The following is a 26,661-nucleotide window of genomic DNA, read 5'->3' on the forward strand; positions in this document are numbered from 1 at the left end:
GATGTGACAGAAGGCCCCTGCGCGGGGAAGACTGCACGGCGTGACGTCTCGGAACCCGCGCGACCGTGATGCCCCGCTCCAGCCCGCGATCCGCAACGGAGCGACGGTGACCCGCCTGCCCGGCGCGGCCGGCCGGGCCGACGCCGTACCCCCGGGCGGCCCCGCCCGCCGCCGCACTCCCGCGCCCAAGCCGGGCCGCGGCCGGGTGCCGATGCCCGAGGGCTTCCCGGCGCCGGCCGAGCTGGCCCCGCTGGCCCGGCGGATGCTCGCCGACGCCGTCCGGATCGCCCGGTGGGCCGGCGAGCTCGGCGAGGTCGACAAGCGCGGCGAGCTGCTGCCGGACGACGCCAGGGCCGCCGGACGCGCCCTCGCGATGACCGTCGGCGCCGCCGCCAAGGCCTGGGGCCAGGCCCTGCTGGTCGGCCTGGTGGAACTGCGCGACGGCGGCGCCGGACCGGGCTGGCGCCTGAACGCCTGGGAGCGCGACGACGAGGCGGTGATCCGCGGCTGGTCCGCGCTGTTCGACGCCTGGACGCTGCTCGCCCCCGTCCCGCCCACCGCGATGCGCGGCGTCTTCGCGCTGCTCGCCGGCCAGGCGGTCGACCAGGCCCCGCAACTCCTCTCCTTCCTGCACCTGGTCGACGGGCCGGTGCCCGACGGCGAGCTGCTGGAGCTGCTCCGCCGCGGCCTCGACGAGCGCCGGCACGGCGCGGTCACCGGCGGCCCCACGCTCTCCCCGGTGCCGCACGCGGCGTCCGCCATGTCGGCCGTCCGCGGCACCTGCCTGACGCCGCAGGTCGACACCCCGACCGCCGCCGCCGACGCCGCCGCCGTCCTCGACTGGATGCTGGACGGCCTGGCCGCCGTCGGCGCCCTGGAGCGCCGCGACGAGGCCGCCGAGCTGTCGCCGCTCGGCCACTGGGCCGTGCGGGCCAAGCTGGAGGAGATCTGCACGGTCGCCCAGACCGCGGCCGGGCACATCGAGCAGAGCGCGCTGGAGCTGCTCAGCGCCTGCGCCGACTACACGCCCGGTCCGGCCCGCGCCGAGTACCGGGCCTGGGTGGCGGCCCGGCCGGTCGACCGTGCCGTCGCCGAGCTGCTGGACGCCGCCCGCGGTGACGACGCGCTGGTGCGCGGCCTGGCCTTCGAGGCGCTCCGGGTCGCCGGCGGCACCGCCGAGCAGGCCGTCCGTGCCGCGGTCGAGGAGCAGGTGCTGCGGCCCTACGCGCTGCTCTGGCTCGCCGAGCAGTCCGACGAGGGCGCCGTGTCCCCGGCCGACGTGCTGGGCGCGCAGGACGCCGCCTGGCTGTGGGTGGACACCGCTGCCGCGGTGCTCGACCACGGGGACACCGCGCTGCTCGTGCCGCACGTCGAGGGCGCCTCGGCGGGCGAGCCCGTCCGGCTCTTCCACCGTGCCCGGCAGTCCGGGCACCCGCGGGCGGCCTCGGTGCTCACCGCGGTCTCCGGCGTGCACCCGGATCCGGCGGTCGCCCGCGCGGCCCGCCGCTCCGCGTTCAGCGTGCACGACGGCGGCGCCGGCCAGTAGGACGCCGGGCGGCCGCACCCGGGGAGCCTGCGGGCACCGCGCGGCCGCCCATGACGAAGGGCCCGTATCCGGAACGGATACGGGCCCTTCGTCATGGCGTCAGCAGCCGCGCGACTCCGCGCGGCGGGCCCGGACGTCGCCGACCTTCTCGCCGACCTTGCGGCGGATGACCAGCAGCGGTGCCATGGCGGCCAGCGTGATCTGGGCGATCGCGCCGATGTGCATCAGCATGTCGCCACCAGGCAGGCCGGCCGCCCAGGCGGCCAGGCAGCCGATGGAGACGACGATCCAGCACAGCGTCGCCGTCGCCAGCAGGCCCTGCGGCTTCGGGTACTCGATCCGGCTCACCATCAGGTAGGCCACACCGAAGATCATCAGCAGGCCCGGCAGGAACGGCGGGTCGAGCAGCACGATGGCGATCACCGTCATCGCGCCCATCGGGCAGGGCATGCCCTGGAAGATCCCCGGCCGCATCTTCACGGCCGAGAACCGGGCGAGCCGCAGCACCACCGCCAGCAGCACGGTCAGCGCGATGAACGCCGACAGCTGCTGGTTGCTGTCCGGGGACACGATGCCCCAGACCGCAACGAAGTACGCCGGGGCGATGCCGAAGCTGATCAGGTCGGCCAGGTTGTCCAGCTCCGCACCCAGCGCCGAGGAGCGCAGCTTGCGGGCCACCAGGCCGTCGAACAGGTCGCACATCGAGCCGATCAGCAGCAGCGTCACCGCGGTGGCGGCGCTGTTGCGGTTCGGCGAGGTGGTCTCACCGGTGAGGTGAGGCATCAGGACCCCGGTGGTGATCGAGTAGATCGCCAGGAAGCCGCAGACGGCGTTCCCCAGGGTCAGGAAGTCGGCGGTGGACAGGTGCTGCGGCGAACGGGGCGCACGCAGCTCGCGGTCGCGCGCCCAACGGCGGCGCCGCAGCTCCGTCGATTCCTCGTCACCGAGGCCGACGAGAGTCTCAGGATCAGTCACGGTCAAGGCGCGTCACCCCGGCTGTGGTCTTCTGGCCGACCTCGACGCCGACCTCGACGCCGGCCGGCAGGTAGGTGTCGACGCGGGAGCCGAAGCGGATCAGGCCGATCCGCTCGCCCTGCTCGACCTTGGTGCCGGCATCCACGTACGGCACGATGCGGCGGGCCACGGCCCCCGCGATCTGCACCATCTCGATGTCGCCGAGCTCGGTGTCGAAGTGCCAGACGACGCGCTCGTTGCGGTCGCTGTCCTTGTTGAAGGCCGGGACGAAGCCGCCGGCGACGTGCTCGACGGAGGTCACGGTGCCCGGCAGCGGAGCCCGGTTGACGTGCACGTTGAGCGGGCTCATGAAGATGGCGACCCGGGTCCGGCCGTCCGGCCAGGCGTCGATCGACTGCACCACGCCGTCCGCCGGGGAGATGACTCTGCCGGTGCCGATCTCACGCTCCGGGTCGCGGAAGAACCACAGCATGCCCGCGCCGAGGGCACAGGCCGGGACGGCCGCCAGGGCCCACTTGCCGTTGCGCCGGGTGAGGGCGGTCGTCACGGCGGCGGTGGCCAGGGTCGGGGCGAACCAGGGGTCGCGCCGCGCGCGATCGTCACGCGCGGACGCCGACCGGCCGTCGGAGCGGCGAAGAGGTCGCCGTCCGGGACGGAGGTGTGAGGGGACGGGCTGATGGGCATCGAAGACCTTAGTCGCGGGGGATCATGGCCGCTGGACGGGGGCCACCGCGGGGATCGGGTACATGGGGACGCTGTCCCGGTGGATGCTATCGGGACCAGGCGGTAGGTGGGCAAGCCGCCTGTTCGTGGAGCTGCCTGGCAGGGTGCCGACCCATGCCTGCTATGTATACGACCGTAGCCGAGCCGGGGTGGTTACCCAAGGGGTCCGGCGTGGCGCGTGACCCACGTCTCACGCAGGCGCGCGGCCTGGGCGCGCCGCGACGGGCCACAGCGGGCCACTGGGCGCGTGCTGCGACGCGCCCCGTACAGGGGTGTACGGAGGCGGCCGCAGGGCGCACACCGACTGGTACACGCCCTGCGACCGCCTCCGGGCCGCCGTACCGGCCCCCGTCGGCTGACCAGGCCGTCGCGGTACGGCGGGGCCTGCGGCGGGCCCGCACGCCCGCCGCCGACCATGCGGAAAGTTCGACTCCGGCCGGCTCAGTCGGCCAGCCGGTACTCCTCCAGCAGCCGGCGTCCGACGATCATCTTCTGGATCTCCGCAGTACCTTCACCGATGAGCAGCATCGGGGCCTCGCGGTAGAGGCGCTCGATCTCGTACTCCTTGGAGAAGCCGTAGCCGCCGTGGATGCGGAAGGCGTCCTCGACGACCTCCTTGCAGTACTCGGAGGCCAGGTACTTCGCCATGCCGGCCTCGAGGTCGTTGCGCTCGCCGCTGTCCTTCTTGCGGGCGGCCATGACCATCATCTGGTGGGCGGCCTCGACCTTGGTGGCCATCTCGGCGAGCTTGAACTGGATCGCCTGGTGCTCGGCGATCTTCTTGCCGAAGGTGGTGCGCTGCTGGGCGTAGGAGATGCCCAGCTCGAAGGCGCGGCGGGCGACGCCGCAGCCGCGGGCGGCGACGTTGACGCGGCCGACCTCGACGCCGTCCATCATCTGGTAGAAGCCCTTGCCGGGGACCCCGCCGAGGACCCGGTCGGCCGGGATACGGACGTCCTGGAGCACGAGCTCGGTGGTGTCGACGCCCTTGTAGCCCATCTTCTCGATCTTGCCGGGCACGGTCAGGCCCGGGACGGTCGGGTTCGGCCCGAAGCCGGCCGTCTTCTCGATCAGGAAGGTGGTCATGTTCCGGTACGGGGTGGAGCCGCCCTCGTCCGTCTTGCACAGGACGGCGACCAGGGTGGAGGTGCCGCCGTTGGTCAGCCACATCTTCTGGCCGTTGAGGACGTAGTGGTCGCCGTCCTTGACGCCCTTGGTCGAGATGGCCGCGACGTCGGAGCCGAGGGCCGGCTCGGACATCGAGAACGCACCGCGGATCTCGCCGGCGGCCATCCGCGGAAGGAAGTACTCCTTCTGCTCCTGGGTGCCGTGCGCGTTGATCATGTGCGCCACGATGAAGTGGGTGTTGACGATGCCGGACACCGACATCCAGCCGCGGGCGATCTCCTCGACCACCAGCGCGTAGGTCAGCAGGGACTCGCCCAGGCCGCCGAACTCCTCGGGGATGGTGAGGCCGAACAGGCCGAGCTGCTTCATCCCTTCGACGATCGCGGTCGGGTACTCGTCCTTGTGCTCCAGCTCGGTGGCGACCGGGATGATCTCCTTGTCGACAAAGTCCCGCACGGTGGCGAGGATGTCCCGCTGGATCTCGGTGAGGCCGTCGGTCTGTGCGAGGCGTCCCATCGTGCGGCTCCCTATCTGAAGGCGTGAGGGTGGGGGAGAGGTCTTTGCGCGGGGACCCGGCCGGCGTGGCTGCGGCAGCCGGGTCCCCGCTCCGGAGTGGGCGCGGCCGATGACGGCGGCCTGCCCAGCCGGGGCTCAGGTGAGGGGCGTCGGGCGGCCGGGCTGTTCGCCGCCGCGCTCCTTGATGTACGTCTCGGTCGGCACCATCACCTTGCGGCGGAAGATGCAGACGACCGTGCCGTCCTGCTTGTAGCCCTTGGTCTCGACGTGGACGATGCCGCGGTCGTCCTTGGACTTGGACGGCCACTTGTCGAGGACGGTCGTCTCGCCGTAGATCGTGTCGCCGTGGAAGGTCGGGGCGACGTGGCGCAGCGACTCGATCTCCAGGTTGGCGATGGCCTTGCCGGAGACGTCCGGCACGGACATGCCGAGGAGCAGGGAGTAGATGTAGTTGCCCACGACGACGTTCTTGCCGAAGTCGGTCGTGTTCTCCGCATAGTTGGTGTCCATGTGGAGGGGGTGGTGGTTCATGGTGAGCAGGCAGAAGAGGTGGTCGTCGTACTCGGTGACCGTCTTGCCGGGCCAGTGCTTGTAGACCGCGCCGACCTCGAACTCTTCGTAGGTGCGTCCGAACTGCATGGGGATGTCCTTAGAAGCGGTGAGGGGTCGGGTCAGCTCTGCGGGGGCTCGAACTTGGAGGTGCGCTCCATGCCTGCGGCGCGGCCCTTGCCGGAGATGACGAGGGCCATCTTGCGGCTGGCCTCGTCGATCATCTCGTCGCCGAGCATTGCGGAGCCCTTGGCGCCGCCGGCCTCGGAGGTGCACCAGTCGTAGGCGTCGAGGATCAGCTCGGCGTGGTCGTAGTCCTCCTGGGAGGGCGAGAAGATCTCGTTCGCGGCGGCGACCTGGTCCGGGTGGAGGACCCACTTGCCGTCGAAGCCGAGGGCGGCGGCGCGGCGGGCGACCGCCTTGTAGCCGTCGGCGTTGCGGATCTGCAGGTAGGGGCCGTCGATGGCCTGCAGGTCGTTGGCGCGGGCGGCCATCAGGATGCGCATCAGGATGTAGTGGTAGGCGTCCGCGTCGTAGCCGGGCGGCTGCTCGCCGACGACCAGTGACTTCATGTTGATGGAGGCCATGAAGTCGGCCGGGCCGAAGATGATTGTCTCCAGCCGCGGCGAGGCGGTGGCGATCGCGTCGACGTTGATCAGGCCCTTGGCGTTCTCGATCTGCGCCTCGATGCCGATCTTGCCGACCTCGAAGCCCATGGTCTTCTCGATCTGGGTGAGCAGCAGGTCGAGGGCCTTCACCTGCTCGGCGTCCTGGACCTTCGGCAGCATGATGCAGTCGAGGTTGGGGCCGGCGCCCTCGACGACGGTGATGACGTCCCGGTACGTCCAGTGCGTCGTCCAGTCGTTGACCCGGACGACCTTGGTCTTCTTGCCCCAGTCGCCGTTGTTGAGGGCGTCGACGATGTTGTGCCGGGCGCTCTCCTTGACCAGCGGGGCGCAGGCGTCCTCCAGGTCGAGGAAGACCTGGTCGGCGGGCAGGCCCTGGGCCTTCTCCAGGAAGCGCGGGTTGCTGCCTGGTACGGCGAGGCAGGAACGGCGGGGCCGCAGGCGGTTGACGGTCATGGGGGTGGTTCGTCCTTCCGGGTCAGCTGGTCGCGTGGGTGGTCGCGGCCCACGGCTGGAGCCTGTTGGCCAGCCGGATCTCGTCCACGATCCGGCCGATGATGGTGGTGATGCCGAAGTCCTTCGGGGTGAAGACCGCGGCGACACCGGCGGCCTTGAGGGCCTCGGCGTCCGCAGCGGGGATGATGCCACCGACGATCACGGGCACATCCTCCACCCCGGCGCGGTGCAGCCGCTGGAGGACGTCCGGCACCAGCTCGGGGTGGGCACCGGAGAGGATCGACAGGCCCACGCAGTGGACGTCCTCGGCGACGGCCGCCGAGACGATCTGCTCGGGGGTGAGCCGGATGCCCTGGTAGACCACCTCGAAGCCGGCGTCGCGGGCGCGGACCGCGATCTGCTCGGCGCCGTTGGAGTGGCCGTCCAGGCCGGGCTTGCCGACCAGCAGGCGCAGCTTGCCCGCGCCGAGTTCGGCGGCGGTCGCGGCGACGGCCTCGCGGACGGCGGCCAGCTCGCCGCCGGGCTCGGCCGGCACGGCGACCGGGGCGCCGCCCACGCCGGTGGGGGCGCGGTACTCGCCGAAGACCTCGCGCAGGGCGAACGACCACTCGCCGGTGGTGACCCCGGCGCGGGCGCAGGCGAGGGTGGCCGGCATCAGGTTGTCGGTCGTCACCGCCGTGGCCTTGAGCTGCTCCAGGGCGCGCTGTGCGGCGGCCTCGTCGCGCTCGGCGTGCCACTGCCCCAGGCCGGCCAGCACGGACCGCTCGGAGGCCGGGTCGACCACCATGATCGCGGCGTCGAGGTCGGCCGTGAGCGGGTTCTCCTCGGTGGTGTCGAAGCAGTTGACCCCGACGATCTTGTCCTCGCCGGCCTCGATCCGGGCCCGGCGGGCCGCGTGCGAGGAGACCAGGTTGGACTTGAGGTAGCCGGACTCGACGGCGGGGATGACGCCGCCCATCTCCAGCACCTTGGCGATCTCGGCCTGCGCGCCGGCGAGCAGCTCGGCGGTCTTGGCCTCGATCACCTCGGAGCCGTTGAAGATGTCGCCGTACTCCAGCAGGTCCGACTCGTAGGCCAGCACCTGCTGGATCCGCAGCGACCACTGCTGGTCCCACGGACGGGGCAGGCCGAGGGCCTCGTTCCAGGCGGGCAGCTGGACGGCGCGGGCGCGGGCGTCCTTGGAGAGGGTGACCGCGAGCATCTCCAGCACGATGCGCTGGACGTTGTTCTCCGGCTGGGCCTCGGTCAGGCCGAGCGAGTTGACCTGGACGCCGTAGCGGAACCGGCGCTGCTTGGCGTCCTCGATGCCGTAGCGCTCGCGGGTGACCTGCTCCCAGAGCCGGGAGAAGGCCCGCATCTTGCACATCTCCTCGACGAAGCGCACGCCGGCGTTCACGAAGAAGGAGATCCGGCCGACGACCTCGCCCATCCGCTCCGCCGGCACCTGGCCGGAGTCGCGGACGGCGTCGAGGACGGCGATCGCGGTGCACATCGCGTACGCGATCTCCTGGACGGGGTGGCCCCGGCCTCCTGCAGGTGGTAGCTGCAGATGTTGATCGGGTTCCACTTGGGGATGTTCGCGACCGTGTAGGCGATCATGTCGGTGATCAGCCGGACGGACGGCCCCGGCGGGAAGACGTGCGTGCCGCGGGAGAGGTACTCCTTGACGATGTCGTTCTGGGTGGTGCCGGTGAGCTTGGCGATGTCGGCGCCCTGCTCCTCGGCGACCACCTGGTAGAGCGCCAGCAGCCACATCGCGGTGGCGTTGATCGTCATGGAGGTGTTGGTCTGTTCCAGCGGGATGCCGTCGAACAGGGTGCGCATGTCGCCGACGTGGCCCACCGGCACGCCGACCCGGCCGACCTCGCCGCGGGCGAGGACGTGGTCGGAGTCGTAGCCGGTCTGGGTGGGCAGGTCGAACGCCACCGAGAGGCCCGTCTGGCCCTTCGCGAGGTTCCGCCGGTAGAGCGCGTTGGAGTCGCTCGCGGTGGAGTGCCCCGCGTAGGTCCGCATCAGCCACGGACGGTCGCGCCGGACACCTTCACGTTCTGCCATCAGATGTCCCGGAAGCGGTTGATCGCCGGCAGGTGCCTGGCCCGCAGCTCGTGGTCGCGCACGCCCATGCCCTCCTCGGGCGCCAGGCAGAGGACGCCGACCTTGCCCTGGTGGCGGTTGTGGTGCACGTCCAGGGCGGCCTGGCCGGTCTCCTCCAGGGAGTAGACCTTGGAGACGGTCGGGTGGATCTTGCCCTTGGCGACCAGGCGGTTGGCCTCGAAGGCCTCGCGGTAGTTGGCGAAGTGCGAACCGACGATGCGCTTCAGCGACATCCAGAGGTACCGGTTGTCGTACTGGTGCATGAAGCCGGAGGTCGAGGCGCAGGTGACGATGGTGCCGCCCTTGCGGGTGACGTAGACCGAGGCGCCGAAGGTCTCGCGGCCGGGGTGCTCGAAGACGATGTCCACGTCCTCGCCGCCGGTGAACTCGCGGATCTTGGCGCCCAGGCGCTTCCACTCGCGCGGGTCCTGGGTGTTCTCGTCCTTCCAGAACTTGTAGCCCTCGGCGCTGCGGTCGATGATCGCCTCGGCGCCCATGGCGCGGCAGATCTCGGCCTTGGACTCGCTGGAGACCACGCAGATCGGCGTGGCGCCGCCGGCCAGCGCGTACTGGGTGGCGTACGAGCCGAGGCCGCCGCTGGCGCCCCAGATCAGCACGTTGTCGCCCTGCTTCATGCCGGCGCCGTTGCGGGAGACCAGCTGGCGGTAGGCGGTGGAGTTGACCAGGCCCGGGGAGGCGGCCTCCTCCCAGGTGAGGTGCTTCGGCTTGGGCAGCAGCTGGTTGGTCTTCACCAGGGCGATCTCGGCCAGGCCGCCGAAGTTGGTCTCGAAGCCCCAGATGCGCTGCTCCGGGTCCATCATCGTGTCGTTGTGGCCGTCCGGGGACTCCAGCTCGACCGAGAGGCAGTGCGCGACGACCTCGTCGCCGGGCTTCCAGGCGTTGACGCCGGCGCCGGTGCGCAGGACGACGCCCGCGAGGTCCGAGCCGAGGATGTGGTACGGCAGGTCGTGGCGCTTGGTCAGCGGCGACAGGCGGCCGTAGCGCTCCAGGAAGCCGAAGGTGGAGACCGGCTCGAAGATCGAGCTCCACACGGTGTTGTAGTTGACGGAGCTCGCCATGACGGCGACCAGGGCCTCGCCCGGGCCGAGCTCGGGGAGCGCGACCTCGTCCAGGTGCAGGGACTTGCGAGGGTCCTTGTCGCGGCTGGCGAGGCCGGCGAACATCTGCTCCTCGTCCTTGTGGAGCGTCACCGCCCGGTAGGACTCGGGCAGCTTGAGCGCGGCGAAGTCCGCCGAGGTGCTGTCGGAGCTGAGGATCGCGTCGAGGATTGCGTTCATGGCTGCCTCCGAAGGCGTACCTGTGTGAGGGCACAGGGCGTCTGGGGGAGCCGGGAGCGGACACCGGCTTCGCTGAGGGTCTGTGGGTGGGAATGCGGTGCGACGGGATGTGTCGCCGAGGTGTACTGCGAGTGCCGCCCCCACGGTGAGGGGACGCCGGACACGGCGCGCCGAGGTGGGGAGCCGCGGCGCCGCGACCGATGGGTAACAAGGTAGTGGCACCCTGTGCCACTCGTAAAGACACCGGGTGTCATCAGTTCGAGTGACGTGGATCGCTGTTCGACCGGCCCGCGTTCGGGATGTGAAGAGGCCCGCCCCGGAATTCCGGGACGGGCCTCAAGATCGCCTCTGACCTGTGAAAACAAGCGCCTCAGGGGGTCGCCGCGGCACCGAGGGCGGCGCGGATCGAATCCACCACCAGCTCCAGCGGGGCGTCCGTGCGGGCCACTGTGATGAGCACCTCACCCCCGGGGCTGGCACTCAGTGCGCTCACCGCAGCGGCCTCCAGGGCCGACCCGGTGTCACCGGTGGCACCGGGTGCCACGAGCGTGCCGCGGCGTCGCACACCGCTCGGCGGGGTCGCCCAGAAGGTGTTCCGGATGACCTCGAAGGAGTGGTCGAGCTGCGCCTCGACGTCACCGTGCCCGCCGGCCCGCAGCCAGCGCCGCAGCACGTGGTTGTGGGCGGCCACCACCGCGGCCGCCGAGACCTCGGCGAGCATCGAGTCGTCGTCCCCGCCGAACTGCCACCCGGGCGGGTTCTGCTCCACGGCGTCGAACCGGCCCAGCAGGTAGCGGGTGAACAGCCGCTCGTACCGGGCCACCACCGCGATCTCGCGCTCGCGCAGCGCCGGGACCTGCCGGATCAGCTGGTAGCGCGCCACCGAGACGCCCGGCGTGGAGGCGTACATCCGCAGCACCTCCTTGATGCCGCGGCAGACCACGTCCAGCGGGTGCTCCTCGGCCTCCGCGCTGGCCAGAAGGTCGGCCACCCGGATCAGGGTGTCGTCGTGGTCCGGGAAGATCGCCTCCTCCTTGGACCGGAAGTAGCGGAAGAACGTCCGCCGCGCCACGCCGGCCTCGGCGGCGATCTGATCGACCGTCGTCTCCTCGTAGCCCTGGTTGGCGAACAGGTCCATGGCGGCCGACGCCAGCTCCTGGCGCATCTGCCGCCGCTGCGCGGCGGCGCGCCGCCCGCCCCCGCCGGTCTCGGCCGGCCTGCCGCCGTCGACCGGCTCCCGGGACGGCTGCTGCTGCGCGGATGACTGTTCCCGATCCATGCCCGGAACGCTACACGCCCCGGGTGCCGCCCCGGCGGGCCTCGTCCGGCGTACCGGCGCCACCGGAGCGGGCTCGGCCGGCCGCGGCCACCGCGGTGCGGCCGGGCCCTGGTTCCAGCCCGGCCGTCCGGCCGGTGCGACGGTGCTCCGCGGCAGTCTGCCCGCTGGCTCGGTGCTCATTGCGACTCCTTGCCGCGATGCCACGCGCCGGTGACACCACGTGTCCGTGGGTGGCCGATCGTGCCCGTGGTGGGCGGGGCGTGCCGGGGGCCCGGTGGGGCGGGCCCCGGCACGGCGGTCAGCGCCGCGCGTGGTCGCGGAAGCCGCGGCCGGTCTTGCGGCCCAGGCAGCCCGCGGCGACCAAGTGCTCCAGCAGCGGGGCGGCGGCCAGGCCGGGCTCGCGGAACTCCTGGTGCAGCACCTGCTCGATGGTCAGCGACACGTCCAGGCCGACCACGTCCAGCAGCTCGAACGGACCCATCGGGTAGCCGCAGCCGAGCTTCATCGCGGTGTCGATGTCGTCCACCGTCGCGTAGTGCTCCTGGAGCATCCGCACGGCGTCGTTCAGGTACGGGAAGAGCAGGGCGTTGACGATGAAGCCGGCCCGGTCGCCGCACTCCACGGCGTGCTTCTTCACCTTCGCGCACAGCTCCAGCACGGTGGCGGTGACGTCGGGGGCGGTCAGCACCGTGGAGACCACCTCGACCAGCTTCATGGCCGGCGCCGGGTTGAAGAAGTGCATCCCGATCACGTCCTGCGGCCGGGCGGTCGCGGTCGCGCAGCTGATCACCGGCAGGCTGGAGGTGGTGGTTGCGAGCACCGCACCGGGCTTGACGATCTTGTCCAGGGTGGCGAAGAGGTCCCGCTTGACCGCCAGGTCCTCGGCGACCGCCTCGACCACCAGGTCCACCTCGGCCAGGTCGGCGTACCGCCCGGTCGGGGTGACCAGGGCCAGCGCCGCGTCGCGCTGCCCGGCGGTCAGCCGGCCGCGCGAGACCGAGCGCTCCAGCGACCGTGCCAGCTGGTCCTTGGCCCGGTCGGCCTTGTCCTGGCTGCGGGCGGCGAGCAGCACCGGCAGCCCGGCCTTGGCGAAGACCTCGGCGATGCCGGTGGCCATGGTGCCCGAGCCGCAGACGGCGATGCTCGCGATGGTCCGCCCGGCGACCGCGCCGCCCCCGGCGGCGCTCTCCTCCGCGACGACCCGCGAGGAGCCCGGGGCCTCGTACGTGTAGAAGCCGCGGCCGGACTTGCGGCCGAGCAGACCCGCCGACACCAGCTGGCCGAGGATCGGGGCCGGCGCGTGCAGCCGGTCCCTGGACTGCTCGTACATCGCCTCCAGCACGGTGCGGGCGGTGTCCACGCCGATCAGGTCGAGCAGGGCCAGCGGGCCCATCGGCAGGCCGCAGCCGAGCCGCATCGCGGCGTCGATGTCCTCGCGGGTGGCGTACCGCGACTCGAACATCGCGGCGGCCTGGTTGAGGTACGCGAAGAGCAGGCCGTTCACGATGAAGCCGGCCCGGTCGCCGGCGGCCACCGGCTCCTTGCCGAGGTCGCGGGCGAACGCGGCGGCGTCCTCGGCGGCCTGCGGGGAGGTCAGCACGGTGCGGACCACCTCGACCAGCTTCATGGTGTGCACCGGGTTGAAGAAGTGCAGGCCGAGCACCCGCTCCGGGCGGGCGGTGGCGGCGGCGATCCGGGTCACCGAGAGCGCGGTCGTGCCGGTCGCCAGCACCGTCTCCGGCGGGCAGATCCGGTCCAGCTCGGCGAACAGCTCGCGCTTCAGTTCCAGCTGCTCGGGCACCTCCTCGATCACCAGGTCGGCGCCGGCCGCGGCGTCCAGGCGGTCCCCGACGGAGATCAGGGCGAGCAGCGCGGTGCGCTCCTCGGCGGTCAGCCGCTCGCGCTGCACCGCGTGCTCGGTGGACTCCTCGATCCGCGCCAGGGCGCGGGCCGCGGCATCGGCGTCGGCCTCGATGCCGATCACCCGGCGGCCGCTGGCGGCGACGGCCACGGCGACGCCGGCACCCATGGTGCCGAGGCCGACCACGGCGACGGTGGGGAAGGGACGCTCCATTGTCCTGACTCCTTGTCATGGGCCCCGTGCCGCGCTCCGACGCGGCCGGGCGCTCGACAGCGAGCGACGGCGGGGTGCGTCGGAGGAGGGTTCGGCGGCACGGGAGTGCGGAAACGCGGGGGCCGGCCCCGCCGGGCACGGACCGGTCCGCTCCGGCCGTGCTGCGGGTGTGCCGAGGTGCCCGGGGCGCGCCGAAGGTGAGGCGGGCTGCGCCGGACAGGTGAAGTGGGACGGCCCGAAGGGCCGGAGAAGCACGCACCCGGGCCTGCCGTGGAACACCACGGGGCCGTCCACGCCGGTGCGGCTCCCGAGGCCCGGCGACGGTACGTGCGGCCACTGTAGCGGAGTTACCGTCGGGTAGGAAGAGTGCTTCGACACACCGGGAGGCCGTGCGCGTCGGACCGTGGCCGCGCCGCCCGGAGGAGGAGACCATGGCCGTCATGACGACGGATCGACCCCAGATGGAACACGAGGCTTTCGAGGCCATCGCCATGACCGCCGCCCGGGAGAACATCACGCTCGAACTCATCGACGGCAGGATCGGAGTCAGGCCGGTGCCCGACGGCGACCACGGCGAGATCGTGGTGCTGCCCGAGCCGGTGAACGTCACGCCGGACACCGAGGAGCTCAAGGCCTACGCGCGCTGAGCACGGACGCGGAACGGCCCGCCGGGGATCCCCGGCGGGCCGTTCGTGGGTGCGGTCGGTACGGCGTCAGTGCGCCATGACCGGGATCGCGTCCTCCTTGGCGGCACCGTCGGAGGAGGTGTGCATATCCGGCTTGCCGGTGTTGATCAGGACTCCGGCGACCGCGGCGGCGACCACCAGGATGCCGAACGACCACCAGATGGCGACGGAGAATCCGTGCACCATGCCGTGCAGCTGGAGCAGCTGCTGCGGGCCGCCGTCCTTGGCGTGCGAGGTCAGGTACGCGGTGGTGGCGCTGGCCGCGATGGTGTTCAGCAGCGCGGTGCCGATGGCGCCGCCGACCTGCTGCGAGGTGTTGACCATGGCGGAGGCGACGCCCGCGTCACGCGGCTCGACACCGTGCGTGGCCATGCTCATCGCCGGCATGAAGGCCGTACCCATGCCGAGGCCCATCAGGACCAGGCCGGGCAGGATCAGCGCCGGGTAGGAGCTGCCGACGTCGATCTGGGTCAGGATCAGCATGCCGATCGAGGCGACCAGGAAGCCGGGCACCATCAGCAAGCGCGGCGCGACCCGGGTCATCAGCCGGGCGCCGATCTGGGTCGAGCCGGTGATCATGCCCGCCACCATCGGCAGGAAGGCCAGGCCGCTCTTGACCGGCGAGTACCCCTGCACGACCTGCAGGTAGTAGGTGAGGAAGAGGAACAGGCCGAACATGCCGATCACGGCCAGGCCCAGCGACAGGTAGACACCGCCGCGGTTGCGCTCGGTGACCACGCGCAGCGGCAGCAGCGGCGCGGCGACCCGGCTCTCGACCACGGCGAACGCGGCGAGCAGCACGGCGGCGGCGACGAACAGGCCGATGGTGAGCGGGGCCGACCAGCCGTCGGTCTCGGCGCGGGTGAAGGCGTACACCAGCGAGACCAGGCCGGTGCTGACCAGCAGCACGCCCGGGATGTCGAGGCGGTTGCGGTTCCGGGAGCCGACCGGCTCGCGGATCACCAGGACGGCACCGAGGATCGCCACGATGGCGAACGGGATGTTGACGAAGAAGGTCCAGCGCCAGTTCAGGTACTCGGTGAGCAGGCCGCCGAGGATCAGGCCGATGGCACCGCCACCGCCGGCGATCGCGCCGTAGATGCCGAACGCCTTGGCGCGCTCCTTGGCCTCGGTGAACATCACCGCGAGCAGCGAGAGCGCGGCGGGCGCGAGCAGCGCGCCGAAGACGCCCTGGAGGGCGCGGGCGCCGAGCAGCATCGCGGTGTTGGCCGCGGCGCCGCCGAGGGCCGAGGCCAGCGCGAAGCCGGCCAGGCCGATGGTGAAGGTCCGCTTGCGGCCCCACAGGTCGGCGATCCGGCCGCCGAACAGCAGCAGGCCACCGAAGGCCAGCGCGTAGGCGGTGATGACCCACTGGCGGTTGCCGTCGGAGATGCCCAGGTCGTGCTGGGCGGACGGAAGGGCGATGTTCACGACGGTCGCGTCGAGGACGACCATCAGCTGGGCCAGGCCGATGAAGGCGAGGGCCTTCCAGCGGCGCGGATCGGCCTGGAGGCCGGTGTCGGACATGGGGGTACCCACTTACGGTGCGTTGCGTGTGGTCGGGGGTCGTTCAGCCGGCGCGCTTGAGGTCGTCGAGTGACGCGGGGCGGCCGGGAAGTACGGAGAGTGTCGGGACGCGCAGGCCGTCCAGGAAGACCTGCAGGAGGCGGTGGACGAAGTCTTCGAGGTCCAGGCAGCCGGTGCCCGGTACGGGGCGGGTGAGCTGGGTGACACCGAGGAAGTAGTCGCCGACGCCGATGTCGGCTCGCAGCTGCCCGCTCGCGTGGGCGCGGGCGATGAGTTCGGAGGTCACGGCCTTCAGGCGCAGCCTGGTGGTCTCCAGCTCGGGGTCGTCGTGGTCGATGTGGTCGGAGAGCATCGGGCACAGCGCGCCGATCCGCTCCTCCGCGGCGGCGTGCGTGAACCGGCTGAGGCCTTCGAAGGCGTCCGGCTCCAGCAGCTCGGCCTCCGCGTGCTCCAGCACCCGGGTCATGACCGAGAGGGTCACGTGGTGCAGCAGCTCGCGGCGGTCGGAGAAGTTACGGTAGAGAGTCGCGTTGCCGACGCCCGCCCGGCGGGCGATCTCGTCGAGCGGGGCTTCGGCGCCGAGCTCGACGATGACCTCCCGGGCGGCCGTGAGGATGCGCGCCCGGTTGCGGCTTGCGTCCGCGCGGAGCCGAGCGCCGACCGGCTTGCTGCTGACGGTGGTCATCGGACTCCCTTCGGTACCGGGGACATGTTCCCCGTTTGTGCGGACACAGGGTTAAACGGGGAGTCCGTCCCCGGAAATTTCGGATATTCCTGTGACCTGCGTCACATTCTTCGATCGGATGACTATTCACCCGCCCGGGGGTCCGCCGCGCTGCGGTCCCGTGACCCGGCCCGCCCCGGCGGCAGCATGGCGCCATGGGCAGCACGCGGAGCACCAGCGGACCGGCAGAGCGGGCCGAGCAGGCCGAGACGGCCGCCGCCGAACTCGCCGGGCGCGGCGTGGACGCGGTCGCCCTCGGCTGGGTCGACAACGCCGGCGTCACCAGGGTCAAGGCGGTGCCCGTCGCGCAGCTGCCGCACGCCGTCCGGCACGGGATCGGCGCCGCACCCTGCTTCGACACCTTCCTCGTGGACGACTCCATGGCGCCCGGCACCGGCCCGGCCGGCGACCTGCGGCTCGTCCCCGACCTGGACGCCCTGGTGCCGCTCGCCGCCCAGCCCGGCTGGGCCTGGGCCCCCGTCGACCGCCGCACGCAGGACGGCAGCCCGCATCCCGGCTGCCAGCGCACCTTCGCCCGCCGCGCCGCCGAGGCGATCGAGGCCCGCGGGCTCGGCATCCGGGCCGGCATCGAGGTCGAGTGGGTGGTGGACGCACCCGGCGAGGGCGCCGCGTACGGGATGGACCGGCTGATCGCGCACTCCGACTACCTGCGTGACGTCCTGCGGGCGCTGGCCGAACAGCGCCTGGCCGTCCTCCAGATCCACCCCGAGTACGCCCCGGGCCAGTTCGAGGTCTCCCTCGCGCCGGACGGTCCGGTCGCGGCCGCCGACACCGCGCTGCTCGTGCGGCAGACCGTCCGCGCGGTCTCCGCCCGGCACGGGCTGCGCGCCTCCTTCGCCCCCGTGGTCACCGCCGGCCGGGTCGGCAACGGCGGCCACCTCCACCTCAGCCTCTGGCGCGAGGGCCGCAACCTCGGCAGCGGCGGCCAGGGCCGGTACGGGATGACCCCGCAGGCCGAGGCCTTCCTGGCCGGCATCCTCACCGAACTGCCCGCCCTGCTCGTGCTCGGCGCACCCGGCGTCGCCAGCCACCTGCGCCTCGTCCCCGGCCGCTGGGCCGGCCCCTACCAGTGCTGGGGCCTGGAGAACCGCGAGGCCGCCCTGCGGCTGATCACCGGCTCCGCCCCGGAACAGGCCAACGCCGAGATCAAGTGCTTCGACGCCGCCGCCAACCCCTACCTCATGGTCGGCGGGGTGCTCGCCGCCGGCCTGGCCGGCCTCGACAGCGGGCTGCGCCTGCCGCCGGAGGTTGCGGGCGACCCGGCCGCCGCCACCGGCGCCGAACGGCTGCCGCACGGCCTCGCCGCGGCCGTCTCCGCCTACCAGGCGTCGACCGTGCTGCGGGCCGCGCTCGGCCCCGAGCTGTACGCCGCGGTGCTGGCCGTGCGGCGGGCCGAAGTGGAGCTGTTCGCCGGGCTCGACGAGGAGGCGGTGGTCGCGGCCACCCGCTGGCGGTACTGACCGTGCTCGTCGACCAGCACTGCCACGGCGTCCTTGCGGACGACCTCGACGAGGCGGAGTTCGGCGCGCTGATCACCGAGTCCGACCGGCCGCCCGCGGCCGGCACCTCGCCGTTCGACAGTGCGCTCGGGCTGGCCGTGCGCCGCTGGTGCCCCCGGTGTTCGGCCTGCCCGCGCTGGCCGGGCCCGCCGCGTACCTGGCGGCCCGCCGGGCCGCCGGCGGCGCCGGGGCGACCCGCCGGCTGCTCGCCGCGGCGGGCCTGGCCCACCTGCTGGTGGACACCGGGCTGACCGGTGCGGCCGGGCGCCCGCTGCTGCCACCGGTCGAGCTGGCCGCCCTGGCCGGCGCCGAGGTGCACACCGTCGTCCGGCTGGAGCACGTCGCGGGGGTGTCACCGCCGAGCCGCACGCCTGGCCGGAGGCGGTCGACGAGGCGCTGGCGACCGCCTGCGCCGGAGCGGTGGCGGTCAAGTCCGTGCTGGCCTACCGGGCCGGGCTGGCCGTCCCGCCCGGCCCGCCGAGCCGCGCCGAGGTCGTCCGCGCCGCCGGGGACACCGGTGCCGGAGGGCCGGGCACCGACCGGCTGACCCACCCCGTCCTGCTGCGCCACCTGCTCTGGACGGCGGTGGGGCTGGGCCTGCCGATCCAGCTGCACACCGGCTTCGGCGACCCCGACCTGCGGCTCGCCGAGGCCGATCCGGCGCTGCTGGTCGACTTCGTCCGCGCGGTCGAGCCGTCCGGGGTGCCGCTGGTGCTGCTGCACGGCTACCCGTACCACCGGCAGGCGGCGTGGCTGGCGCAGGCCTTCCCGCACGTCTACGCGGATGTCGGCCTGACGCTGTCGTACACCGGACCGCGGGCCGCCGCGGTGCTCGGCGAGGTGCTCGAACTGGCCCCCTTCGGCAAGGTCCTGTTCTCCACCGACGCGTACGGGCTGCCGGAGCTGTTCCTGGTGGGGGCCGCGCAGTTCCGGCACGCGCTCGGCCGTCTGCTGGCCTCCTGGCAGGCGGACGGCGCATGCGGCGCGGCCGACGCCCGGCGCATCGGTGAACTCCTCTCGTCCGGCAACGCCCGCCGGCTGTACGGGATCTGACCCGTCCGGCCGGCGGGCGCGGGGATCAGCCGAGCGCGCGGAAGTGGTCCCGCAGGCCGATGCCGAAGGACGTCGGCGTGCCGTCGAAGTTGCTGATCAGCGACGGGCCCGAGCTGCAGTCCCAGGTGTTCCACGTCCAGCCGAGGTAGCCCAGGTGCTGCGAGTCCAGCCAGGACATCACCTGGTCGATGAAGCCGTGGCTGCAGGTGTTCTCGCCGATCTCACCGGCGACCACCGGCACCTTGGCCGCCACCGGGGCCACCGTGGAGTTCCAGCAGGACACGGTGGAGCAGGTGTTGAAGTTGTACACGTGCCAGGCCGCCCCCAGGTTGCCGGTCGGGTCGGTCGGCTTGTAGGTCAGCCACTGGCCCAGGTCGTTGGAGTAGGCGAGGCCGCCGATCAGGATGACGTTCTGCGCGCCGGTCGCCCGGACGGTGTTCACCAGCGTCTGCATGCCGCTCACCGGGTAGGCGATGCCGGGGCAGGCGCTGCCGCCGTCCCGCCAGCAGAGCCAGCCCTGGGTGACGGAGGACTCGGAGCGGTCCGCGTACGGCTCGTTGAACAGGTCGAACACCACCTGGTCGGTGTCCTTGAAGGTGTTCGCGACCGACTGCCAGAACGGCACCGCGTCGGCACCCGGCATCGGCTTCTGGCAGGTGGCGTTGACGTCGGAGCAGCCGGACGAGTTGCCGGTGTACTGGCCGCGGCTCCAGTGCATCTCCACGATCGGGGTGATGCCGGCGCCGCGCAGGGCGTCCACCCAGCCCTTGATGGCCGTGCGGTAGTTGGCGCCTGCGTACGCGGAGTTGACGTTGGACTGGCCGAGCCAGCAGTCCTCGTTCAGCGGGACGCGGACGGCGTTGGCGTGCCAGCTCTTGATCGCGGCGATGGAGGTGGCGTCCACCGGCCCGTCGAAGAAGCCGTAGCCCTGGACGCACATGAACTCGGTGCCGGACCGGTTCACGCCGTGCAGTGTCACCGTCGAACCGTTCGCGTCCGCCAGGGAGTTGCCGGACACGTGCAGCGCGGGTGCGGCCCCGGTGCCGGTGGTCGGCGAGCCCGACGGGGACGGCGACGGCGAGGGGGACGCGGTGGGCGAGGCCGAGACGGTCGGCGACGCGGACGCGCTGGGCGAGGGCGAGGCGGTGGGGGACGCGGAGACGGTCGGGGTGGCGCCCGCACCGGTGCACGGAACGCCGTTGACCGCGAAGGCGGTCGGGGCGGTGTTGGTGCCGCTGTACGAGAAGTTGGCGCCCGCGGTCGTGTTGCCACCGGCCGGGATGCTGGTCGCCCAGGCCGGGTTGACCACGGTGACGTTCTTCCCGGACTGGCTCCAGGTGCCGTTCCAGCCGGTGCCGGACAGCGTCTGGTTGCCGCTGTAGGCATAGGTCAGCGTCCAGCCGTTCAGCGCGGCCGAACCGACATTGTTGATCTTTACATTGGCGGTGAAGCCACTGCCCCAGTCGTTGACGGAATAGTCGACGGTACAGGCGGTGGTGGCGGCTGCGGCGGTGCCGGGGCCGATCAGGGTGAGCCCTGCGGCGGCGGTCGCGACGAGCGCGGACCCCAGTGCCAGGGCGGTGGTGCGGAGGGACATTTCCGCTCCTTGAGAGGAGTGCTGCGTGGGCGCGCTCCCACAGGCCCGCCAGAAAGATAGCCAGCGCCAAGGGAGTTGCCAAGCCGTCCTGCTGCGCAATCTCTTGACACGCCTCTGACGTGTCCCCATCCTTGGGAGCGCTCCCACAGATCCAGGACCGCGCGAGAGCCGTGCATCACCGCCTCGCACTGTTTCCCCCACCCACTGGAGACGTGCAGATGTCACCCCCCACCACCTCCCGCACCATCCGTCTGTCCACGCTCGGCGTCTCGCTCGCCGTGCTCGCCGCCGGTGTCGGCACCATGGTCGCGAACCCCGCCGTGGCCGCCACCGTGCAGTGCTCCGTCGACTACTCGGTCAATGACTGGGGCAGTGGCTTCACCGCCAACGTGAAGATCAGCAACGTGAGTTCGGCCGCGCTGAACGGCTGGACGCTGACCTATGCCTACAGCGGCAACCAGACGCTGTCCGGCACCGGCTGGAACGGCACCTGGAGCCAGTCCGGGAAGAACGTCACCGTGGTCAACCCGGCCTGGGCGACCAGCATCCCGGCCGGTGGCAACACGACCGCGGGCGCCAACTTCTCGTACAGCGGCACCAACACCGCCCCGACCGCCTTCGCGGTCAACGGCACCAGCTGCACCGGTGCCCACACCGCCCCCACGGTGGCACTCACCAGCCCGACCGCAGGGGCCAGTTACGCCGCGGGCGCGACGATTCCGCTGGCCGCCAGTGCCAGTGCGGCCGACGGCGCGACCATCAGCAAGGTCGAGTTCTACGACAACACCACGCTGATCGGCACCGCCACCGCCGCGCCGTACACCTTCAGCTGGACGGGTGCCTCCTCCGGGAGCCACTCCGTCTACGCCAAGGCGTACGACAGCCTGGGTGCGACCAGCGAGTCCACCCCGGCGGGTCTCACCGTGGCGGCCGGCCCGTCCATCTCCGCGGTGCCGACCACGCTGTCGGTGACCCAGGGCAAGACCGGCACCTTCGCGCTGAAGCTCTCCTCGCAGCCCACCGCGAACGTCACCGTCACCACCACGCGCACCTCGGGCAACACCGGACTGGCCATCAGCTCCGGTGCCACGCTCACCTTCACCCCGTCGAACTGGTCGACCGCGCAGACCGTCACCCTGACGGCCGACGCCGCCTCCACCGGCTCGGCGAACTTCACCTCGACCGCCACCGGGTACACCAGCTCGGTGGTCACCGTGACCGAACTGGCCGCGGGCACCGGGGTGTACGACGACCGGTTCCTCCAGCTCTACAACAAGATCAAGGCACCGGCCAACGGCTACTTCTCGCCGGAGGGCATCCCCTACCACTCGGTGGAGACCCTGCTGGTCGAGGCCCCCGACCAGGGCCACGAGACCACCTCCGAGGCCTACAGCTACCTGCTGTGGCTGGAGGCCCAGTACGGGCGGGTGACCAAGGACTGGTCGAAGTTCAACGCGGCGTGGACGCTCATGGAGACGTACATGATCCCCACGCACGCCGACCAGCCCACCAACTCGTTCTACAACGCGAGCAAGCCGGCCACCTACGCGCCCGAGCACCCGCTGCCCAGTGACTACCCGTCGCAGCTGGACACCTCGGTCACCGCGGGCTCGGACCCGATCGCGGCGGAGCTCAAGAGCGCCTACGGCACCGACGACATCTACGGCATGCACTGGCTGCAGGACGTCGACAACGTCTACGGCTACGGGAACTCGCCCGGCAAGTGCGAGGCGGGGCCGACCGACACCGGTCCGTCGTACATCAACACCTACCAGCGCGGCGCGCAGGAGTCCGTCTGGGAGACCATCCCGCAGCCGACCTGCGACAAGTTCGCCTACGGCGGCAAGAACGGCTACCTGGACCTGTTCATCAAGGACACGTCCTACGCCAAGCAGTGGAAGTACACCGACGCCCCGGACGCCGACGCCCGTGCCATCCAGGCCGCCTACTGGGCGGACACCTGGGCCAAGGCCCAGGGCAACGGCTCGCAGGTCGCCACCACCGTGGCCAAGGCCGGCAAGATGGGCGACTACCTGCGGTACTCGTTCTTCGACAAGTACTTCAAGAAGATCGGCAACTGCGTCGGCCCGACGGTCTGCGCGGCCGGCACCGGCAAGGACAGCGAGCACTACCTGCTCTCCTGGTACTACGCCTGGGGCGGGGCCACCGACAGCAGCGCCGGCTGGGCCTGGCGGATCGGCGACAGCGCCGCGCACGGCGGCTACCAGAACCCGATGGCCGCGTTCGCACTGGTCAACAACACCGACATGACGCCCAAGTCGGCCACCGGCAAGGCGGACTGGACGACCAGCCTGGGCCGCCAGGTGGAGTTCGTCCAGTGGCTGCAGTCCAACGAGGGCGCCATCGCCGGCGGTGCCACCAACAGCTGGGACGGCGCCTACGGCACCCCGCCGGCCGGCACCCCGACCTTCTACGGGATGGCCTACGACGAGGCGCCGGTCTACCACGATCCGCCGAGCAACCAGTGGTTCGGGTTCCAGTCCTGGGGCGTGGAGCGGCTGGCGGAGTACTACTACGCGAGCGGCGACACCAAGGCCAAGGCGGTGCTGGACAAGTGGGTGAGCTGGGCGCTCGCCAACACGTCCTTCAACGCCGACGGCAGCTTCAAGATCCCGTCCACGCTCGCCTGGAGCGGCAAGCCGGACACCTGGAACGCGAGCTCGCCGGGCGCCAACGCCGGCCTGCACGTGAGCGTGGTCGACTACACCAGCGACGTCGGTGTGGCGGGCTCCTACGCCAAGCTGCTCTCGTACTACGCGGCGAAGTCCGGCAACGCCGCGGCGAAGACCGCCGCGCAGAAGCTGCTGGACGGCATGTGGGCCAACAACCAGGACGCGCTGGGCATCTCGGTGCCCGAGACCCGGACGGACTACAGCCGGTTCAACGACTCCGTCTCGGTGCCCTCGGGCTGGACGGGCACCATGCCCAACGGTGACGCGATCAACTCCTCGTCCACCTTCCTGTCCATCCGCTCCTGGTACAAGAGCGACCCGGCCTTCGCCAAGGTGCAGACCTACCTGAACGGCGGCGCGGCCCCGACCTTCACGTACCACCGGTTCTGGGCGCAGGCGGACATCGCGACCGCCCTGGCGACCTACGGAGAGCTCTTCAACTCCTGACGGACCGACAGAAAAGGTGCCCGGTCCGACTGACAGCGGACCGGGCACCGCCCGTCCTTCTGTGTGCTTTCGGTGGACCGTCCTCTTGCGGACGGGCACAGACGGCCAATAGCGTCCGACCCACTCACGCTGCTCGGCCAACAGGCCGGGCGCAGACGGGACTCGGGAGGGCCAACCCCTATGAGTGTTCTTCGGATACGTCGGGCCAGGTCAGCGGCGCTGGGCCTCGCCCTCGCGACCGCCGCCGCCCTGGCACTGCCGGCCGGCACCGCGGTCGCCGCCGCCGCGGCCGACGCGCCCGGGCCCCTGCTCAGTTACGTGGTGAACACCCGGGCCGACCACGGTCAGGTCAAGAAGGCGGAAAGGGCCGTCGCCGCGCTCGGCGGCAGCGTCGTCGTCTCCTACGACCGGATCGGCGTCGTGGTGGCCCGCTCCACCGACCCGCAGTTCGCCGTGAAGCTGCGCGCGTCCCGGACGGTCGAGTCGGTCGGGGCGAGCCGGACGGCCGGCATCGTGCAGAGCGCCGACGAGCAGGTCTCCGAGCCCGCCGCGGTACCGGCGGCGGCCCCCGCCGACGGCTCCGAGCCGCTCTGGGCGGACCAGTGGGACATGCGCCAGATCGGCGTCGACAAGGCCCACCGGACGACCCTGGGCAGCCGCAACGTGGTGGTCGGCATCCTCGACTCCGGCATCGACGCCACCCACGAGGACCTCGCGGCCAACGTCGACCCCGCGCTCTCCGCCTCCTGCATCAACGGCGGCAAGGCGGACACCTCCTGGCAGTCCTGGCAGCCCACCACCAGTGACCACGGCACCCACGTGGCGGGCACCATCGCGGCCGCCAAGAACGGCAAGGGCATCGAGGGCATCGCCCCGAACGTCCGGCTGGCCGCGGTCAAGGTGGTCGACGACGGCGGGTTCATCTACCCGGAGTACGCGATCTGCGGCTTCGTCTGGGCCGGTGAGCACCACTTCAAGGTGACCAACAACAGCTACTACATCGACCCGTGGCTGTTCGCCTGCAAGAACGACCCGGACCAGGCCGCGGTGATGACCGCCGTGCGCCGCGCGGTCGAGTTCTCGCAGCGCAACGGGGTGCTCAACGTGGCCGCCGCCGGCAACGAGAACATCGACCTCGCGCACAAGACCACCGACACCTCCAGCCCGGACGACACGACGCCGGGCACCCGTCCGGTGGACGGCTCCTGCCTGTCGCTGCCGACCGAACTGCCCGGCGTCGTCGTGGTGAGCTCGGTGGGCGTCAACGGCGACAAGTCCTTCTACTCCAGCTACGGCCTCGGCAAGACCACCGTGGCGGCCCCCGGCGGCGACTCCCGCTACCAGCTGCCCGACACCCCGGACCACAACGGCCGGGTGCTCTCCACCGTCCGCGGCAACAAGTACGCGTACATGCAGGGCACCTCGATGGCGTCCCCGCACGCCACCGGCGTGGCGGCGCTGCTCGCCTCCACCCACCCGTGGGCCGGCCCGAACGAGCTGCGGGCGATGCTGCAGCACCAGGCCGACGACCACGCCTGCCCCGCGTCCTACGACCCGAGCGGTGACGGCGCCTGGGCGGCCGTCTGCCAGGGCGGCGCCTCGGACAACGGCTTCTACGGCGCCGGCGTGGTGAACGCCGAGAAGGCGGCCCAGTGGTGGCGGCTGTGAGCTGAACGCCGGACGAACTCTCCTGCCCCGCCCGAGTATCCGTACTCAGGCGGGGCAGGACCGTTTCCGCGATCCTGTCGGTGGGCCGGATCCGGGGCCAGGGATCGCTGGGGGCGGGGGAGTTGGCGGACAGGAGACGTGCTGCGGCCGTGCTGGTGCTGGCCGGCAGCCTGGTGGTGGCGGGGCCCGGTGTGCTGCTGCTGGTGATCGGTGTCGGGTTCGGGGTGGGCAGTTCGCCCTCGCCCCGGTTCGGCGACTGGGTGCGGGCCTGCCTGCCGGTGCTCGGCGGCCCGCTGGCGGGCCTGGCCGCGGCCTGGCTGCTGGTGCGGCTGGTGCCCGCGGTGGGCCGGCTCGATCCGCTGGAGCGCGCCGCGCTCTGCGCGTTCTGCCTGTTCTGCGGCACGCTGGGGGAGTGGCTGCTGCTGGCGGCCGGGGTGGACTCGGTGCCGGCGACCTACTGACCGCGGGCGATCGCCGGGGGTGCGCCCGGTCAGCCGATGTGGCGGCTCCAGTCCGCCTCGACCTGGGCCAGGCCGTGCCGGTTGGGCACCTGCTTGAGCCAGGCCGGGCGGCCCGCGGCGGTCTCGGCGGCCTTGCGCTCCTCGGCGGCGCGCAGCTCCTGGGCGCTGGCGAAACGGGCCGGCAGCCAGGCCGAGGACCGCGCCGCCCGGGCGGCCAGGTGGGCCACGTACGCCTCGCGCAGGTCGGCCACCGAGTCGAAGCCCGGCTCGTCCGCCAGCCAGGCGTCCGGCACGAGCCCGACCACCTCGCGCAGCAGCTCCTCGGTGACCAGCGGCGCGAGCTCGGCGTCGGCGGCCGCGAGGTCCGGCCCGGACGCGCCGAGGGCGTGGGCGTTCATCGGGTAGGGCTTGAACAGCGCGGCGGACGCCGCCGACCAGCGGTGGTGGAAGATCAGCCCGGCGCCGTTGTCGATCAGCCAGAGCCGTCCGTGCCACACCATCAGGTTGGGGTTGTGGACGGTGCGGTCGACGTTGCCGGTGAACGCGTCGAGCCAGACCACCCGTCCGGCCTCCAGCGGGTCGACGTCGACCATGCCGGGCCGGAAGTCGCGCGCGCCGGGCAGCAGGTCCATCCCGAGGTTGGCGCCGCCGCTGGCCCGCAGGATGTCCTGGATCTCCGGGTCGGGCTCGTGCGCGGCCACCGCCGGGTCGAAGTCGACCACCACCAGCGGCGGCACCCGCAGCCCGAGCCGGCGCGCCAGCTCGCCGACCACCACCTCGGCGACCAGCGCCTTCGGTCCCTGCGCGGCGCCGGTGAACTTCACCACGTAGGTGCCGAGATCGTCGGTCTCCACCACGCCGGGGACGGAGCCTCCGGCGCGCAGCGGATCGAGGTAGCGGAGGGCGGTCACCTGATCGAGCACACCGGCCACCCTAACCCGGCGGCGGCGCACGCCACCCGCCGCCGCGGCCCGCCGGGGCGGGTGTGGTTGGCTTGGCCCGATCTGCCGTCCGCCGCGAC

Annotated in this window: 18 protein-coding genes and 3 pseudogenes; 8 read left to right on the forward strand and 13 right to left on the reverse strand. The window is 72.1% G+C overall.

Annotated elements, in window-relative coordinates:
• Window positions 1–211: 211 nt before the first annotated feature.
• Window positions 212–1,546, forward strand: a complete 1,335-nt coding sequence (locus ABEB13_RS28855) for a hypothetical protein (protein ID WP_417466427.1) — start codon at window positions 212–214, stop codon at window positions 1,544–1,546.
• A gap of 99 nt (window positions 1,547–1,645) precedes the next feature.
• Here ABEB13_RS28855 and ABEB13_RS28860 read toward each other — a convergent pair whose 3' ends face one another.
• From ABEB13_RS28860 to ABEB13_RS28900, 9 genes and pseudogenes are all read right to left on the reverse strand, one after another.
• Window positions 1,646–2,527 (reverse strand): CDP-alcohol phosphatidyltransferase family protein, encoded by an 882-nt coding sequence (locus ABEB13_RS28860; protein ID WP_380233176.1) that lies wholly within the window; start codon window positions 2,525–2,527, stop codon window positions 1,646–1,648.
• Window positions 2,514–3,205: pseudogene (locus ABEB13_RS28865) on the reverse strand (phosphatidylserine decarboxylase). The gene ABEB13_RS28860 and the pseudogene ABEB13_RS28865 overlap by 14 nt, the downstream one beginning before the upstream one ends.
• Before the next feature lie 480 nt (window positions 3,206–3,685).
• Complete coding sequence (locus ABEB13_RS28870) at window positions 3,686–4,888, reverse strand: acyl-CoA dehydrogenase family protein (RefSeq protein WP_345707782.1); 1,203 nt, start codon at window positions 4,886–4,888, stop codon at window positions 3,686–3,688.
• 135 nt (window positions 4,889–5,023) lie between these two features.
• Window positions 5,024–5,527 carry a MaoC family dehydratase gene (locus ABEB13_RS28875; RefSeq protein ID WP_345707783.1) on the reverse strand — a complete coding sequence of 168 codons (504 nt, stop codon included), beginning with the start codon at window positions 5,525–5,527 and terminating at the stop codon, window positions 5,024–5,026.
• 32 nt (window positions 5,528–5,559) lie between these two features.
• Complete coding sequence (locus ABEB13_RS28880) at window positions 5,560–6,519, reverse strand: HpcH/HpaI aldolase/citrate lyase family protein (protein WP_100888079.1); 960 nt, start codon at window positions 6,517–6,519, stop codon at window positions 5,560–5,562.
• A 22-nt stretch (window positions 6,520–6,541) separates the two neighbouring features.
• A pseudogene (locus ABEB13_RS28885) lies at window positions 6,542–8,574 on the reverse strand (protein meaA).
• Window positions 8,574–9,911: a crotonyl-CoA carboxylase/reductase gene (gene ccrA, locus ABEB13_RS28890; protein ID WP_345707784.1), complete on the reverse strand. Its 1,338-nt coding sequence runs from the start codon at window positions 9,909–9,911 to the stop codon at window positions 8,574–8,576. Before ccrA ends, ABEB13_RS28885 begins: the two are co-directional and overlap by 1 nt.
• Window positions 9,912–10,281: 370 nt before the next feature.
• Window positions 10,282–11,190: a TetR family transcriptional regulator gene (locus ABEB13_RS28895; protein WP_345707785.1), complete on the reverse strand. Its 909-nt coding sequence runs from the start codon at window positions 11,188–11,190 to the stop codon at window positions 10,282–10,284.
• A 298-nt stretch (window positions 11,191–11,488) separates the two neighbouring features.
• Window positions 11,489–13,264, reverse strand: a complete 1,776-nt coding sequence (locus ABEB13_RS28900) for a 3-hydroxyacyl-CoA dehydrogenase family protein (RefSeq protein ID WP_345707786.1) — start codon at window positions 13,262–13,264, stop codon at window positions 11,489–11,491.
• Window positions 13,265–13,725: 461 nt separating this feature from the next.
• Here ABEB13_RS28900 and ABEB13_RS28905 point away from each other — a divergent pair, with 461 nt between their 5' ends.
• Window positions 13,726–13,911, forward strand: coding sequence for a hypothetical protein (locus ABEB13_RS28905; protein WP_345707787.1), 186 nt, complete (start codon window positions 13,726–13,728; stop codon window positions 13,909–13,911).
• 66 nt (window positions 13,912–13,977) lie between these two features.
• Here the strand turns inward: ABEB13_RS28905 and ABEB13_RS28910 are convergent, their stop codons facing one another.
• Window positions 13,978–15,477, reverse strand: coding sequence for an MFS transporter (locus ABEB13_RS28910; RefSeq protein ID WP_345707788.1), 1,500 nt, complete (start codon window positions 15,475–15,477; stop codon window positions 13,978–13,980).
• Between the two features lie 43 nt (window positions 15,478–15,520).
• Window positions 15,521–16,162 (reverse strand): TetR/AcrR family transcriptional regulator, encoded by a 642-nt coding sequence (locus ABEB13_RS28915; RefSeq protein WP_345707789.1) that lies wholly within the window; start codon window positions 16,160–16,162, stop codon window positions 15,521–15,523.
• A 194-nt stretch (window positions 16,163–16,356) separates the two neighbouring features.
• Between ABEB13_RS28915 and ABEB13_RS28920 the strand changes: the two genes are divergently transcribed.
• The 3 genes and pseudogenes from ABEB13_RS28920 to ABEB13_RS28930 all read left to right on the forward strand — a co-directional run.
• Entirely contained in the window at window positions 16,357–17,682 is a 1,326-nt protein-coding gene (locus ABEB13_RS28920) for a type I glutamate--ammonia ligase (protein WP_345707790.1), read from the forward strand.
• A 2-nt stretch (window positions 17,683–17,684) separates the two neighbouring features.
• Window positions 17,685–17,972: a hypothetical protein gene (locus tag ABEB13_RS28925; protein WP_345710018.1), complete on the forward strand. Its 288-nt coding sequence runs from the start codon at window positions 17,685–17,687 to the stop codon at window positions 17,970–17,972.
• Between the two features lie 64 nt (window positions 17,973–18,036).
• Window positions 18,037–18,774 (forward strand): annotated as a pseudogene (locus ABEB13_RS28930) (amidohydrolase family protein); the annotation flags it as partial.
• A 25-nt stretch (window positions 18,775–18,799) separates the two neighbouring features.
• On the opposite strand, the gene ABEB13_RS28935 reads toward ABEB13_RS28930, so the two are convergent.
• Complete coding sequence (locus ABEB13_RS28935) at window positions 18,800–20,371, reverse strand: cellulase family glycosylhydrolase (RefSeq protein ID WP_345707791.1); 1,572 nt, start codon at window positions 20,369–20,371, stop codon at window positions 18,800–18,802.
• Between the two features lie 218 nt (window positions 20,372–20,589).
• Between ABEB13_RS28935 and ABEB13_RS28940 the strand changes: the two genes are divergently transcribed.
• The 3 genes from ABEB13_RS28940 (at window position 20,590) to ABEB13_RS28950 (ending at window position 25,640) form a co-directional block, all read left to right on the forward strand.
• Window positions 20,590–23,511 carry a glycoside hydrolase family 48 protein gene (locus ABEB13_RS28940; protein ID WP_345707792.1) on the forward strand — a complete coding sequence of 974 codons (2,922 nt, stop codon included), beginning with the start codon at window positions 20,590–20,592 and terminating at the stop codon, window positions 23,509–23,511.
• A gap of 180 nt (window positions 23,512–23,691) precedes the next feature.
• On the forward strand, window positions 23,692–25,179 hold the full coding sequence (locus ABEB13_RS28945; RefSeq protein WP_345707793.1) for a S8 family peptidase: 1,488 nt from the start codon (window positions 23,692–23,694) through the stop codon (window positions 25,177–25,179).
• 80 nt (window positions 25,180–25,259) lie between these two features.
• Entirely contained in the window at window positions 25,260–25,640 is a 381-nt protein-coding gene (locus tag ABEB13_RS28950; protein ID WP_345707794.1) for a hypothetical protein, read from the forward strand.
• A 29-nt stretch (window positions 25,641–25,669) separates the two neighbouring features.
• Here ABEB13_RS28950 and ABEB13_RS28955 read toward each other — a convergent pair whose 3' ends face one another.
• Window positions 25,670–26,563, reverse strand: a complete 894-nt coding sequence (locus ABEB13_RS28955) for a HipA family kinase (protein WP_345707795.1) — start codon at window positions 26,561–26,563, stop codon at window positions 25,670–25,672.
• Between the last annotated feature and the right edge of the window lie 98 nt (window positions 26,564–26,661).

The organism is Kitasatospora paranensis, from assembly GCF_039544005.1.
GTDB classification, from domain to species: Bacteria; Actinomycetota; Actinomycetes; order Streptomycetales; family Streptomycetaceae; genus Kitasatospora; species Kitasatospora paranensis.

Bases quoted from the DNA above. Each gene is read 5' to 3' on its own strand.
- ABEB13_RS28870 (WP_345707782.1), bottom strand. From the start codon at position 4,888: ATGGGACGCCTCGCACAGACCGACGGCCTCACCGAGATCCAGCGGGAC.
- ABEB13_RS28945 (WP_345707793.1), top strand. From the start codon at position 23,692: ATGAGTGTTCTTCGGATACGTCGGGCCAGGTCAGCGGCGCTGGGCCTC.
- ABEB13_RS28915 (WP_345707789.1), bottom strand. From the start codon at position 16,162: ATGACCACCGTCAGCAGCAAGCCGGTCGGCGCTCGGCTCCGCGCGGAC.
- ABEB13_RS28935 (WP_345707791.1), bottom strand. From the start codon at position 20,371: ATGTCCCTCCGCACCACCGCCCTGGCACTGGGGTCCGCGCTCGTCGCG.
- ABEB13_RS28910 (WP_345707788.1), bottom strand. From the start codon at position 15,477: ATGTCCGACACCGGCCTCCAGGCCGATCCGCGCCGCTGGAAGGCCCTC.
- ABEB13_RS28880 (WP_100888079.1), bottom strand. From the start codon at position 6,519: ATGACCGTCAACCGCCTGCGGCCCCGCCGTTCCTGCCTCGCCGTACCA.
- ccrA (WP_345707784.1), bottom strand. From the start codon at position 9,911: ATGAACGCAATCCTCGACGCGATCCTCAGCTCCGACAGCACCTCGGCG.
- ABEB13_RS28900 (WP_345707786.1), bottom strand. From the start codon at position 13,264: ATGGAGCGTCCCTTCCCCACCGTCGCCGTGGTCGGCCTCGGCACCATG.
- ABEB13_RS28855 (WP_417466427.1), top strand. From the start codon at position 212: ATGCCCGAGGGCTTCCCGGCGCCGGCCGAGCTGGCCCCGCTGGCCCGG.
- ABEB13_RS28920 (WP_345707790.1), top strand. From the start codon at position 16,357: ATGGGCAGCACGCGGAGCACCAGCGGACCGGCAGAGCGGGCCGAGCAG.
- ABEB13_RS28875 (WP_345707783.1), bottom strand. From the start codon at position 5,527: ATGCAGTTCGGACGCACCTACGAAGAGTTCGAGGTCGGCGCGGTCTAC.
- ABEB13_RS28905 (WP_345707787.1), top strand. From the start codon at position 13,726: ATGGAACACGAGGCTTTCGAGGCCATCGCCATGACCGCCGCCCGGGAG.
- ABEB13_RS28940 (WP_345707792.1), top strand. From the start codon at position 20,590: ATGTCACCCCCCACCACCTCCCGCACCATCCGTCTGTCCACGCTCGGC.
- ABEB13_RS28895 (WP_345707785.1), bottom strand. From the start codon at position 11,190: ATGGATCGGGAACAGTCATCCGCGCAGCAGCAGCCGTCCCGGGAGCCG.